The 12,622-nt window shown below is 69.1% G+C and carries 11 protein-coding genes and 1 tRNA gene; 7 read left to right on the top strand and 5 right to left on the bottom strand.

What is annotated here, in order from left to right; genetic code table 11:
* The first annotated feature begins 76 nt into the window (after nucleotides 1–76).
* Nucleotides 77–658: an asparagine synthase gene (locus ACIOU8_RS08255; RefSeq protein ID WP_400788006.1), complete on the top strand. Its 582-nt coding sequence runs from the start codon at nucleotides 77–79 to the stop codon at nucleotides 656–658.
* A gap of 66 nt (nucleotides 659–724) precedes the next feature.
* A tRNA-Arg gene (locus ACIOU8_RS08260) sits at nucleotides 725–797 on the top strand.
* A 75-nt stretch (nucleotides 798–872) separates the two neighbouring features.
* Here ACIOU8_RS08260 and ACIOU8_RS08265 read toward each other — a convergent pair.
* Nucleotides 873–1,805: a LysR family transcriptional regulator gene (locus ACIOU8_RS08265; protein ID WP_309686033.1), complete on the bottom strand. Its 933-nt coding sequence runs from the start codon at nucleotides 1,803–1,805 to the stop codon at nucleotides 873–875.
* Between the two features lie 71 nt (nucleotides 1,806–1,876).
* Between ACIOU8_RS08265 and ACIOU8_RS08270 the strand changes: the two genes are divergently transcribed.
* Complete coding sequence (locus ACIOU8_RS08270) at nucleotides 1,877–3,607, top strand: L-aspartate oxidase (RefSeq protein WP_400788008.1); 1,731 nt, start codon at nucleotides 1,877–1,879, stop codon at nucleotides 3,605–3,607.
* 76 nt (nucleotides 3,608–3,683) lie between these two features.
* On the opposite strand, the gene ACIOU8_RS08275 is transcribed toward ACIOU8_RS08270, so the two are convergent.
* A complete protein-coding gene (locus tag ACIOU8_RS08275; protein WP_400788010.1) occupies nucleotides 3,684–4,001 on the bottom strand; it encodes a hypothetical protein in 318 nt (105 codons plus the stop codon).
* Between the two features lie 115 nt (nucleotides 4,002–4,116).
* Here ACIOU8_RS08275 and ACIOU8_RS08280 point away from each other — a divergent pair, with 115 nt between their 5' ends.
* Both ACIOU8_RS08280 and ACIOU8_RS08285 read left to right on the top strand, forming a co-directional pair.
* Entirely contained in the window at nucleotides 4,117–5,610 is a 1,494-nt protein-coding gene (locus ACIOU8_RS08280; RefSeq protein WP_400788012.1) for an L-serine ammonia-lyase, iron-sulfur-dependent, subunit alpha, read from the top strand.
* A gap of 52 nt (nucleotides 5,611–5,662) precedes the next feature.
* Nucleotides 5,663–6,415 (top strand): AAA family ATPase, encoded by a 753-nt coding sequence (locus ACIOU8_RS08285; protein ID WP_400788014.1) that lies wholly within the window; start codon nucleotides 5,663–5,665, stop codon nucleotides 6,413–6,415.
* Here ACIOU8_RS08285 and hrpB read toward each other — a convergent pair.
* The 3 genes from hrpB to ACIOU8_RS08300 form a co-directional block, all read right to left on the bottom strand.
* Nucleotides 6,412–8,964 carry an ATP-dependent helicase HrpB gene (gene hrpB, locus ACIOU8_RS08290; protein ID WP_400788016.1) on the bottom strand — a complete coding sequence of 851 codons (2,553 nt, stop codon included), beginning with the start codon at nucleotides 8,962–8,964 and terminating at the stop codon, nucleotides 6,412–6,414. The genes ACIOU8_RS08285 and hrpB overlap by 4 nt on opposite strands.
* 190 nt (nucleotides 8,965–9,154) lie before the next feature.
* Nucleotides 9,155–10,759, bottom strand: a complete 1,605-nt coding sequence (locus ACIOU8_RS08295) for an SPFH domain-containing protein (RefSeq protein ID WP_400788018.1) — start codon at nucleotides 10,757–10,759, stop codon at nucleotides 9,155–9,157.
* A gap of 260 nt (nucleotides 10,760–11,019) precedes the next feature.
* Entirely contained in the window at nucleotides 11,020–11,448 is a 429-nt protein-coding gene (locus tag ACIOU8_RS08300) for a MarR family winged helix-turn-helix transcriptional regulator (RefSeq protein ID WP_400788020.1), read from the bottom strand.
* Between the two features lie 304 nt (nucleotides 11,449–11,752).
* Here ACIOU8_RS08300 and ACIOU8_RS08305 point away from each other — a divergent pair, with 304 nt between their 5' ends.
* Complete coding sequence (locus ACIOU8_RS08305) at nucleotides 11,753–11,908, top strand: hypothetical protein (protein WP_400788022.1); 156 nt, start codon at nucleotides 11,753–11,755, stop codon at nucleotides 11,906–11,908.
* A complete protein-coding gene (locus ACIOU8_RS08310) occupies nucleotides 11,905–12,621 on the top strand; it encodes a VIT family protein (protein WP_400788024.1) in 717 nt (238 codons plus the stop codon). Before ACIOU8_RS08305 ends, ACIOU8_RS08310 begins: the two co-directional genes overlap by 4 nt.
* The last annotated feature ends 1 nt before the right edge of the window (nucleotide 12,622 follow it).

Genomic DNA, 12,622 nt, shown 5'->3' on the forward strand with positions numbered 1-12,622 from the left:
GGAGACCCGATTCCGATCCATTCTGGCCCACTGCAACCGAGAGCGATACCGGTACGCTCGAAGCAAGGAGGTAGCGGTGGGACGAACTGCAGATGCCATCGCAGAAGGCGTTGCGATCGCGACCGCTGCCGCGCGCCTCGCCGTGAAGAATCACATCCTCATCGGGACGATCGCCGAGAACGGCGTCTTCGACACGGACAAGTACATCGCCGACGCGCGCGAAGCGCTGCGGGCGATGGCCGAGGAGTCCGAAGAGGTCGAGCGCAACCTGACCGAGCTGCGCAAGCGCGCTCGCGGGCGTCACTCCGACCCCTCGGGCACCCACGACTACCGCGACCGCGACGTGCGCAACCTGCGTCGGCGGGCCAAGCAGTCGCACGGGGTCGCGACCAAGCTGCGCGACATGATGGAGGACGGGGCCGCATTGCGTGTCATCGTCGAGGAGGCCCGTGAGGGCGCCTGGGCCGACGTGCGGCACAACCTCGATCGTCGTCTGCGTGTCGAGGGCATGCGGCCCGATCAGGACCCCGATTACGACCGGATGCGCGAGGCGCGGATGCAGGCGCTGCGCCTCGTCGATCTGCAGGCTCTGTCGTCTCTTCAGCGCGCGAAAGCGAAGCGCAAGAAGAAGCAGAACACGCCCGACGTCGACGAGTGAGCCCTCGTTTCGCTTTCGCGTCGCGTCTGTTGTAGGCTGTTCTACGGCCCGCTGAGCGGTCCAGGAGCGCCCGTAGCTCAATGGATAGAGCATCTGACTACGGATCAGAAGGTTAGGGGTTCGAGTCCCTTCGGGCGCACATCAGCTGAAACCCCCGTCGCGAAAGCGGCGGGGGTTTTGCGTTGTCCCGGATGTCAGCGGCATCCGACGCGCCTCAGTCGAGCAGGCTCGTGATGGCCGGGTCGCGGCGGGCGACCTCTGCCGCTGTGCCGACGATCACGTGCCGCATCGCGGCGACCGCGACGGCGGGCGTGACATCGGCGCGGTGGGCAAGGCTCACGGTGCGTCTCATCATCGGGTGCGAGATCCTGACCGACCGAAGCGCCGGCTGATCGAGCAGCACCATCGCCGGAACCACGGCCACGCCGACCCCGCGTTCGACGAAGCGGAGCAGCGCATCCATCTCGGCGCCCTCGAGGACCACGGTCGGAGTGAGCCCTGCCGAGCGGAAGGCCGCGTCGGTGGTCGCCCGCAGCTCATAGGTCTCGTCGAGGGCGATCAGCGGCAGCGTGGCGAGATGGTGGAGGCTCATGATCGACGAGGTCGATACCGGAGGCTCGGAGGCCGCAGACACCACGACGAGCTCCTCGGTCAGCAGCGGCATCCGGGTCAGGCTGAAACCCGAGGGCGGGGGTCCCTCCGACTCCGTGATGAGGGCGATGTCGACGGCCCCGACGGCCAGCTGATCGACGAGCAGCCTCGACCCGCTCTCGGTCAGGTGCAGGTCGACGCCGGGGTGCGCCGCATGGAAGGTGCTGATCGCCTCGGCGACGAGGCTGATGCAGAGGGTGGGCGGCGCTCCCAGACGCACTCGTCCGCGGCGGAGTCCAGCGAGCTCGGCCATCTCCTCGCGGATCGCGTCGGATTCGGCCAGCATCCGCTGAGCGCGGGGGAGCAGGGCCTCTCCGGCCGCAGTGAGGCCGATGTGCCCGCGAGCCCGGTGGAAGAGCTCGGCGCCCAGCTCGCGCTCGAGGGTCGAGATCTGTCGACTCAGCGACGGCTGGGCCAGATGTAGGTGCTCGGAGGCGCGGGTGAAGTGACCGAGGCGGGCGACCTCGACGAACCCGCGGAGCTGCTCGAGGTTCATGTTTTCAGTGTATCGATACCAGTAGAACAATGCATTGGAGTTATTAGGGCACCCTACCTAGCGTGGATGGCATGAGTACTCGCGAACGTCAGATCTCCACCACGGTCCTCGTCATCGGCACCGGCGGCTCCGGGCTGCGGGCGGCGATCGAGGTCGCCGAACACGGCATCGACGTCCTCGCCGTCGGCAAGCGCCCGCGACAGGATGCCCACACCTCCCTCGCCGCCGGCGGCATCAACGCCGCGCTCGGCACCATGGACGAGGGCGACAGCTGGCAGCAGCACGCCGCCGACACCATCAAGGAGAGCTACCTGCTCGCCAACCCCCACACGGTCGAGATCGTGACGCAGGGCGCCGAGCGCGGCATCCGCGACCTCGAGCGCTGGGGCATGGACTTCGCCCGTGAAGACGACGGGCGCATCTCGCAGCGGTTCTTCGGCGCGCACACGTTTCGCCGCACCGCGTTCGCCGGCGACTACACCGGGCTCGAGATCCAGCGCACACTCGTCGCCAAGGCTGAGCAGCTCGAGGTGCCGATCCTCGACCACGTCTACATCACGCGTCTGCTCGTGCGCGACAACGTCGTGTTCGGCGCCTACGGCTTCGATCAGTCCGACGGCACGCGCTACCTAATCCATGCGGATGCCGTGATCCTCGCCGCCGGCGGACACAACCGCATCTGGCGCCGCACCTCGTCGCGCCGAGATGAGAACACCGGCGACTCGTTCCGGCTCGCGGTCGACGCCGGCGCCCGGCTGCGCGATCCCGAGCTCGTGCAGTTCCATCCCTCCGGCATCATCGAGCCCGAGAACGCGGCCGGCACGCTGATCTCCGAGGCCGCACGCGGCGAGGGCGGCATCCTTCGGAACGCGCTGGGCGAGCGGTTCATGTCGAAGTACGACCCCGAGCGCATGGAGCTCTCGACCCGCGACCGCGTCGCGCTCGCCGCGTACACCGAGATCGCCGAGGGGCGTGGAACCGAGAACGGCGGCGTCTGGCTCGATGTGTCTCATCTGCCGCGCGAGACGATCATGACCCGTCTGCCGCGCGTCTACCAGACGATGATGGAGCTGCAGATGCTCGACATCACCACCGACCCGATCGAGATCGCGCCCACCGCGCACTACTCGATGGGCGGCGTCTGGGTGCGGCCTGACGACCACCAGACCGATGTCGACGGGCTGTATGCGATCGGCGAGGCGTCGAGCGGACTCCACGGGGCGAACCGTCTCGGCGGCAACTCGCTCATCGAGCTCCTCGTCTACGGCCGCATCGTCGGTCAGGCGGCGATGGCGCACGCGGCGGGGCTCGACGCCCAGCGTCGGTCGGCGGATGCGGTGGCGCAGGCCCGCGCAGAGATCGACGACCTCCTCGTCGCCGACGGCCGCGAGAACGTGCGGGCGCTGCAGCGCGCGATCCGCAACACCATGACGCAACATGCGGGTGTCGTCCGCTCGGAGGAGGGACTGCGGGCGGGACTCGCCGAACTCGACATGATCGAGGGACGCATGGAGCACATCGGCATCCACCCCGACATCGCCGGCTTCCAGGACCTCGCTCACGCGTTCGATCTGAAGGCTTCGGCGCTCGCCGCACGCGCCACGCTCGAGGCGGCGCTGGAGCGGCGGGAGACCCGCGGATGCCACAACCGCAGCGACTACCCCGACACCGACCCCACGCTGCAGGTCAACCTCGTCTGGTCGCCGACCGGCGGTGTGACCCACGAGTCGATCCCCGAGATCCCCGCCGAGATCGCCGAGCTCATGCGCGAGGTCGACACCGAGGGCAAACTCGTCGAGTAGCCCTCCCCGAACTCGCTCCCGTCGCAGGGTGCATCGCGACGGGAGCGGCCGGGTGGCCGAGCGAGGTAGGAGTCGCTCAGTCGCCCTCGTCGGTCTCCGGACCGTCGATGACCCCGATCCCGACCGCTTCATGGTCGGGCTCGGGGTCATTTCGCGTCGGAGCCTTGGGCTCTTCGGAGGGCTCCTTCTCGGTGCTCGGCTCTTCGAGTTCGTCGGTGCTCGGAACCTCAGAGGGATCCGCATCCTCAGGGGATTCGGCCTCGGCCGGCTTCTCGGCGGTGTTGCCTGCGTCCGTGAACTCGCCGGCGTCGCCGGACGACGGCGTCGGGGTCGGGGTCTGCGCCTCGGGGGCGAGGTCGGAGGTCGGGTCCTGCTCAGGCGTGCTGTTCGTCATGGTCGTCCCTTTCGCATCGGATGCACCACCAGCATCGAGTTCTGACTCCGCCGAGAGAAGGGCCTTGACGGCGGTGCCCCGACCCGTCTTCCCGCGCACGACGTAGGCTGAGGAGGTGACAGCGTACGTCTCGGCCTTCGATCTCTTCTCCATCGGAGTGGGCCCCTCGAGTTCCCACACGGTCGGGCCGATGCGGGCGGCGCTCGAGTTCGCCCATCGCCTGCGCTCGGCAGGAGCGATCGATCGCGTCGCGCGCATCGGGTGCACGCTGTACGGCTCTCTCGGTGCCACCGGAATCGGCCACGGCACGCCCGATGCGGTCGTCGCGGGGCTGCGCGGCCTGGCGCCGGAGAACTGCGACCCGGCCGAGGTGCGGGCCGCCTGGACCGATCTTCGCGAGGGGGCGACGCTGCGGATCGACGGGTCTCACGAGATCCCGTTCTCGAAGACCGACATCGTGTTCGAGCCCCGCACCCGCCTGCCCGGTCACCCGAACGCCATGACGATCACCGCGTGGGATGCTGCCGGGGGCGTCGTCGCCGAAGAGACCTACTACTCCGTCGGCGGCGGGTTCATCCGTCGGGATGGCGAAGACGCGAAGCTCGCCTCGGCCCCGCTGCCGTATTCGTACGCCGATGCCGCGTCCCTGCTCGCACTGTGCGATGAGCACGGCCTGTCGATCGCCGAGATCGCGCGGCTGAACGAGACCGCAGAGCGCTCGGAGGAACAGGTCGCCGCAGGACTCGACGCGATCTGGGATGCCATGGCGGCGTGCGTCGACAACGGACTGCACTCCGACGGTGTGCTCCCCGGCATGCTCAAGGTCAAGAGGCGCGCGAGCATGATCCGCGCACAGCTGGAGGAGGCGGAGGCCGACGGTCACCGCGAGCTGCCGGGGGAGTGGCTCGGTGCCTTCGCCCTCGCGGTCAACGAGGAGAACGCCGCGGGCGGTCGGGTGGTCACGGCTCCGACGAACGGTGCCGCCGGCATCCTCCCCGCCGTCGCGATGTACTGGTGGCGGTTCCTCGCCGACTCGGGCCTCGGCGCCGGCAATGCTGTGACGCCTTATGGAGAGCTGGTCGGCAGCGCGCTGCTCGGCTTCGACGGCACGAAGGCGATCGACGCGGCGCAGGCCGAAGACGACGATGCTGTCGCCGACGCCAACCGTCGCCGAGGCATCAGGCGGTTCCTGCTCACCGCCACGGCGCTGGGCTCGCTGTTCAAGGCGAATGCCTCGATCTCGGGTGCGGAGGGCGGATGCCAGGCCGAGGTCGGCTCTGCCTGCGCGATGGCAGCCGGAGGACTGACGGCCGTCATGGGCGGCACCAACCGGCAGATCGAGAACGCCGCCGAGATCGCGATGGAGCACCACCTCGGACTCACCTGCGACCCCATCGGCGGACTCGTGCAGATCCCCTGCATCGAACGCAATGCGATCGCGGCGTCGACGGCGGTCACGGCTGCCCGACTCGCGCTGCGCGGTGACGGCAGCCATTACGTCTCGCTCGATGCGGTGGTCGAGACGATGCGCCAGACCGGTATCGACATGTCGACCAAATACAAGGAGACCAGCGAGGGCGGACTCGCAGTCAACGTCATCGAGTGCTGAACCGAATCGTCGTGTCGGCGGTGGCGGTTAGCCTCCTCACAGGGAGGTGCTGATGGATTCGATCTGGACACCGGGCAGCCGACGACGACGTGAACAGCCGATCGTCGCCGTGCGGGCGAACAGCGATGCGCCGGCGCCAGGGCGGCTCTGGCCGACGACGATCCCCGCGGTGGCACAGGTGCTGCGCGAGGGGATCGACCTCGCACCCGGAGTCACCTTTCTCGTCGGGGAGAACGGCAGCGGCAAGTCGACCATCGTCGAGGGGATCGCGGTCGCCTACGGACTCTCGCCGGAGGGCGGCTCGAGGCAGGCGATGCACAGCACGCGACCGACGGAGTCGCCCCTCTCGGAATGGTTGCAGCTGCAGCGAGGCGTCGGTGCCGACAGGTGGGGCTTCTTCCTGCGGGCCGAGACGATGCACTCGTTCTACACGTACCTCGAAGAGAATCCGTCATCGAGTGGCGACGTCCCCTTCCACGAGATGAGTCACGGCGAGTCGTTCCTCGCGCTGCTCGACAGCCGTTTCGATTCGCCCGGCTTCTACTGTCTCGACGAACCCGAGGCGGCTCTGTCGTTCCAGTCGACGCTCGCGCTGATCGCCGTGCTGCAGCGCATCGTCGACGACGGTGGCCAGGTGCTGTGCGCCACGCACTCGCCGGTGCTCGCGGCTCTTCCGGGCGCGCGGATCCTCGAGGTCGGAGACTGGGGCATCCGTCCGGCCGACTGGAAAGACCTCGAGCTCGTGAACCACTGGCGCTCCTTCCTGCAGGACCCGCCCCGGTATCTGCGGCACCTGCTCGACTAGCGCTCCGAGCGGTTCTTGGTGTGCTTCGTGGGCACGGCGGCCCAGGGGTCCTCCGGCCACGGATGCCGCGGGTAGCGCCCCCGCATCTCGGCGCGCACCTGACCATACGGGCCGGACCAGAACGAGGCGAGGTCATCGGTCACCGCGAGCGGACGCCCCGCGGGCGACAGCAGATGGAACAGAACGGGCACCCGCCCGTCGACCAGCCGAGGGGTCTCCGCCCATCCGAAGCACTCCTGCAGCTTGACAGCGACGACGGGGCGTGCGGTGGCGTCGTCGGGGTCGGGATAGTCGATGCGGATGCGGGATCCGCTCGGCACCTCGAGACGCTCCGGGGTCAGCTCGTCGAGGCGCGCGGCCTCGGGCCACGGCAGCAATCGGCGCAGCGCCGACGACAGAGAGATCCGCCCCGCCGGCGTGCCACCGGCCAGAGCATCGAGCTCGGGCGCCAGCCATTCATCGAGAGCCGCGAGCAGCCCGGCATCCGACACATCGGGCCAGGGTGCGCCCAGCTCGCGTCGCAGCAGTCCCAACCGGCGGCGCAGCGCGGCGGCCGTGTCAGACCAGGTGAACATGCCGAGTCCCTCACGCCGGATCGCACGACGCACGGCATCGCGCCCCTCTTGCGCCGACGCCCGCGCCGGCGAGGAGGAACGCAGGATCGCGCCGACGCGGCGCTCGCGGCGCGCCTGGACGCGGCCTGCTGTGAACTCCGCCTCGACACGGTCGGTCATCAGATGATTCGCCGCGCGTTCCATCTGCGCCTCGGTGAGCACGGCCGCCGATCGGATGATGGCGCCGGAGCCGGCCGCCGCTCGTGCAGAAGCCCGCGCGACATCGGCGACGGCGAGCCATTCGACGGCTGAGAGCGGACCACGCACCCCGGCCCTGGTGCCGGATGCCAGCAAGAACGTCGCCCCTTCGGCGGTGCGCTCGACGCGGTGGGCGATCCGCTCGGGGAAGGCCAGGGCGATCACGAGGCCGACGCCGTCGAGGCCCGATCGCGCGTCCGGTGCCTGTCGGACCATGCGCTCGAGGCGGTTCGCATCGTCGCGCCATCGTCGCGCATCCGCTGTGCGTCCGCCCCGCAGGGCGATCAGGGTCTGCGCGACATCGGCCTCGGCGATGCGCAGGTCGCCGCCGAGAACCGCGACGACCTCGGCCGCAAGGCGGCTGCCGACGATCGGGCTGCCGTCGCGGAGCGCGCGGGCGAGACGAGGATCGGCAGGGATCCGTGCGAGGGCACGGCCCTCCGCAGTGGCGCGACCCTCGTCGTCGATCGCCCCGAGACCGTGAAGCACCGAGATCGCATCAGCCAGATTGCCGGGAGGCAGCGGATCGATCATGCGCAGGCCCGCGCCGCCGGGAGCGCCCCAGCAGGCGAGCAGCAGAGCGGCATCTGCCAGGTCGGTGACGGCGATCTCCGGGGCCGGGCGGGTTGGAGCTGCCGCGTAGGTGCGCTCGTCGACGCAGCGGATGACGGTGCCAGGGCCCTGTCGTGTGGCTCGACCAGCGCGCTGCACGCACGACGAACGCGATGCGGCGGTCGTGACCAGGCCCGTCATGCCGCGGGTGGCATCGCGCTGCGGGTGCCGCGAAAGACAGCTGTCGACCACCAGGCGCACGCCCGGCACCGTGAGCGACGACTCTGCGAGCGACGTCGTGACGATGATGCGCGGAGGGTCCGACGGCCGGCGGCCGCGGATCACCGCATCCTGTTCGGCCGCGGGGATCTGGCCATGCAGCTCCCGCACGTCGAACGCGTCGCTCGCGTCGCGGACACGGCGGGCGATCTCGGCCACCTCCCGTGCGCCCGGTGCGAAGACCAGCACGTCGGCGTCGGGGTTCTCGCCGCGCAGATCGAGTGCCGCGGATGCCGTGGTGCGGGCGACGTGGTCGAGGAACCCCCAGGTGACTCCGCGCTCATCGAGGCGCGGCGTCGGGCTCGGGGCCCAGACCTCGGCGAGCGGGAAAGCCGGGACGTCGTGGTCGACGACCGGAGCCGGACGGTGATCCGTGCCGAGGACTGCGGCGATGCGCATGGCGTCGAGCGTGGCGGACATCGCGACGACCGCGAGGTCGTCCCGCAGCTCGCGCACCTCCGAGAGCAGGCCGATCAGCAGATCGGTCTCGAGCGCGCGCTCATGCACCTCATCGATGATCACGGCATCCACGCCGTCGAGCCCCGGGTCGTCGATCATGCGCCGCAGCAGCACTCCGGCGGTGACGAACTCGACTCGCGTCTGCGGCCCCGCCGAGCGCTCGCCGCGCACAGTGAAGCCCACGCGGGTGCCGATGGGTGAGCCGTCGAGCTGCGCGAGGCGCCGTGCGGCTGCTCGAGCAGCGACGCGGCGAGGCTGAGTGACGATCACTCGTCCGGCCGACCGTGATGCCAGGAGCGGGGGCACGAGGGTGGTCTTGCCCGTGCCGGGCGGCGCGCTCACGACCACTGATGTGCTCGTGTCGAGCTCTGCCGAGAGTTCGTCGAGAGCAGCCGCGAACGAGAGCCCCTCGCCGATGGCAGTGAGGTCGAAGGCGGCGGGCATCATCACACCAGTCTGCCCGGTCCGAAGTACGGCGTTCACAATTCAGCAGGACTCCGGTCGAAGTGCCGTGGAAAACGTTCCCGCGCCACTGACGCAGCGATTGATGCTGAGTTGTGAACGATGGTTCCCCGAGACAAAACGACGGATGCCGCGACCGATCCGGCCGCGGCATCCGCTGTGCGCTGTGAGCTGACTACTCCGCGTCGGGAGCCGGCGGTGCCGGCGGCGGCGGGGTGGTCGGGGTCGACTGGCGCGTCGTCGGAGCGGTCGGTGCGGATGCGGCCGCGACTCCTTCGCCGATGCCACGGCCTACGGCCTGACCCTGGATGATCGACGCGAGGTCGATTCCGGTGGCCGAGCTGACGCTGTCGAACACCGACTTCAGAGCCTTGGCGCTGTCGGCACCGACGAGGTTCGACGCGCCGTCTTCGCTCGAGCCGCCGACGATCGAGACGCTGCCGATCGCGGCGTATCCCTTCGAGAACTCGGCCATGATCGACGGCAGCACATCGAGCACGCGCTGCGAGAGGAAGGCATCCTGGTTGGACGCGATGGCCTTGGCCTCTGCCTCGACGGCTGCGGCTCGCGCCTCGCCCTCGGCGCGGATGGCGTCTGCCTCGGCGTTCGCGCGCAGGCGGCGTGCCTCGGACTCGGCCTCGGCCTGTGCCCTCAGTGCGTCTGCCTCACCCGTTGCACGGGAGATGGCTGCTGCGGCCTCACCGTCGGCCTTGGCCTTGTCGGCCTGGGCCTGCTGCTCGGCGATGCGGGTGCGAGCCTCGGCCTGCTTGACCTGCTCGATCGCTCCAGCCTCTGCCGCACGCTCGCGCGTGTAGAGCTCTGCCTGAGCCCGGGTCTCGGCCTCGTATCGCTGGGCGTCGGCGACGCGCTTGACGTCGGCGTCGAGCTGAGCTTGACGGTTCTCGGCCTGCTGCTGCAGAACGGCCTGCTGCGCCTGCTCGCGGGCGAGGTTCTCTGCCTGCTCGGCCTCGGCGCGCGCACGGCCGATGCCGGCGTTCGAGTTCGCCGTGTTCGTGTCGAGCGCGGTCTGCTCGATCAGGTTGGCTTCCTGGTTGGCGATGTTCTTCTGGTTGATCGCACGGTCGGCGTTGGTCTGCGAGATCTCGGCGGACTGACGCTTCGCCTGGATCTCGGGAGCCCCGAGCGACTGGATGTAGCCGACCTTGTCGGTGATGCCCTTGATCTGGAAGGAGTCGAGGATCAGACCCTGCTCGGCGAGCTCCTGCGAGACGTCCGCGGCGATCTGGTCGGAGAACTTCTTGCGCTCGCGCATCAGCTCGACGACCGAGAGGGTCGCGACGATTCCGCGGAGCGCACCTTCGAGCTGCTCCGTGGTGAACTGCTCGATCGCCTTGTCCTGAGAGGCGAAACGCTCGGCGGCGCGACGCACGAGGATGGGGTCCGAGCCGATCTTCACGATGGCGACGCCGTCGACGTTGAGCGTGACGCTGTCGAGAGACTGCGCCTCGGCGTTGAGCGAGACCTGACGCGAACGCAGCGAGATGATCTCGTGGCGCTGCGTGATCGGGTTGACCAGCGACTTGCCGTTCACAATGACCGTGACGGGCGACTCCGACATCTCGTCTCTGGTCGAGCCGTCGGCGCCGATGACGGCTCGCGCCACCTTCTGCTTGCGCCCAGAGATGACGAGCGCCTCATCGGCGCGCGCGACCTTGATCCAGCTGCGTGCGAACAGCAGCAGGATGAGCAGGACGACGACCGCGGCGACGACTGCGATTCCGACGATGACGAGGATGCCGACGATTCCGGCGATCTCCATGGATGACCTCCCTGGTTCCCCCCGAGGGGGCGGTCTTGGATGCCGGCGCGGTCGCGCGGGCGTTCACGCTCCACCCTGCCAGAGATCGGGGGAAGTCGTCGCGGGCGTCGCCAACTCGAGATGCGCCTCGGGAGGAGAAATGCGCTTCGGGAGGAGTCCTCAGCCCGAGGCCTCCACCCGTGGGGCAGATTTCCTCCCGTGGGGCAGGTCTCCGTAGGGCAGGTCTGCTCCCGTAAGTCAGGTCGAGGCCCGCGCGCCGCTCAGTGGCCGCGGAGCTTCTCCGCCAGATCGCGCAGCGTCTTCAGCTCGGCGTCGTCGAGTCGCGACATCCGCTCGGCGATCGAACGGCCATGCACGGTGGCGACGCTGCGGAACTCGCGGACGCCGGCATCCGTCGCCCTGATCAGCGCACCGCGGCCGTCGTCGGGGTCAGGGCACTTCGCGACGAGCCCGCGCGCGACCATGCGGTCGACGAGACGAGAGACGCTCGGCTGGCTGATCAGCATGTTCGCAGTGACATCGCGCAGGCGGGCTGACATGCCGGGGGAGCGCGTCACGGTGAGCAGGACGTCGTACTCGGCCTGCCCGAGGTCGGTGTGATCGAAGTCGGTGTTCATCTCGGTGAACAGCTCGTGCTGTGCGCGGAACAGGCTCTCCCATGCCTCGAGGGCGAGCTTGCGATCGGTCATGGAGAACAGCGTACTGGCAACAGTAAAGGGCCGGTCGGAGAGGCTCCCGACCGGCCCTTGTCCCTTGCACCAAGAGTGTCCTGCAATCACATGCGGTGTATGCCACAGCAAACATTCACCGTGCGATCACTCTATAACGGCGAGATAACGAATGCAACGGTTTGGTCACGGAATCTTTCGCCGACGTGGATGGATTCGTCACGCGGGGCGAAGGCCTCGCCACGCGCATGCGGGCGTACTCTTGCCGCATGGCTCGACCTCCCCGAACGGGCGTTCCGCCCACGCGGAGCATTTCACTCGCGCGGTGCATGCGGCTGACCTGTTGCGCAACGGGGCGATCGTGCTGATCGCCGCGAAACGGCCGTCGATCGAGATCAATCGGATGCAGCGTGGCCTCGTGGAGGAGCTGCACAGAGACCCGCCGTCTCTCATGGCGCGCGGTGAAGGGAGTGGACGATGACGGAAGGAACGCATCCGGGTGAACCCCACCGCGGCGACCTCGCCGGGCGCCTGAACTGGCTCAGGGCCGGAGTGCTCGGCGCGAACGACGGCATCGTGTCGGTCGCATCGCTCGTCGTCGGTGTCGCGGGGGCGACGACCGATTCCGCGACGCTGCTCGCTGCGGGTGTCGCCGGTCTCGTCGGCGGTGCGATCTCGATGGCGCTCGGGGAGTACGTGTCGGTGAGCAGCCAGCGAGACAGTCAGCGGGCTCTGATCGAGAAGGAGCGAGGCGAGCTGGCTGATGATCCTGAGACAGAGCTCGAGGAGCTGGCGAGCATCTATCAGGCGAAAGGTCTCAGCTCGGCGACCGCACGCCTCGTTGCGGAGGAGCTCACCGCGCAGGATCCGCTGACCGCGCATCTCGAAGCGGAACTCGGCATCTCCGAGAACCAGGTGGTCAGTCCGTGGGCGGCGGCGGGGGCCTCAGCGCTCGCCTTCGCACTCGGAGCGATGCTTCCGCTGTTGGCGATCCTGCTCCCGCCTCCCGAGATCCGCGTGCAGGTCGCGTTCGCAGTGGTGCTGCTGGCTCTTGCGCTGACCGGATTCATCAGCGCGAGGATCGGCGGGAACCCCGCGCTCAGGCCGACGATCAGAGTGGTGCTCGGCGGGGCGATCGCATTGGTCGTCACGTTCGCGATCGGTACGCTCCTCGGGACGACCGGCGTTGCCTGAA

Source organism: Microbacterium sp. NPDC087589 (assembly GCF_044743635.1).
Lineage (GTDB): Bacteria > Actinomycetota > Actinomycetes > Actinomycetales > Microbacteriaceae > Microbacterium.

Bases quoted from the DNA above. Each gene is read 5' to 3' on its own strand.
- ACIOU8_RS08265 (WP_309686033.1), bottom strand. From the start codon at position 1,805: ATGAACCTCGAGCAGCTCCGCGGGTTCGTCGAGGTCGCCCGCCTCGGT.
- ACIOU8_RS08270 (WP_400788008.1), top strand. From the start codon at position 1,877: ATGAGTACTCGCGAACGTCAGATCTCCACCACGGTCCTCGTCATCGGC.
- ACIOU8_RS08275 (WP_400788010.1), bottom strand. From the start codon at position 4,001: ATGACGAACAGCACGCCTGAGCAGGACCCGACCTCCGACCTCGCCCCC.
- ACIOU8_RS08285 (WP_400788014.1), top strand. From the start codon at position 5,663: ATGGATTCGATCTGGACACCGGGCAGCCGACGACGACGTGAACAGCCG.
- hrpB (WP_400788016.1), bottom strand. From the start codon at position 8,964: ATGATGCCCGCCGCCTTCGACCTCACTGCCATCGGCGAGGGGCTCTCG.
- ACIOU8_RS08295 (WP_400788018.1), bottom strand. From the start codon at position 10,759: ATGGAGATCGCCGGAATCGTCGGCATCCTCGTCATCGTCGGAATCGCA.
- ACIOU8_RS08300 (WP_400788020.1), bottom strand. From the start codon at position 11,448: ATGACCGATCGCAAGCTCGCCCTCGAGGCATGGGAGAGCCTGTTCCGC.
- ACIOU8_RS08310 (WP_400788024.1), top strand. From the start codon at position 11,905: ATGACGGAAGGAACGCATCCGGGTGAACCCCACCGCGGCGACCTCGCC.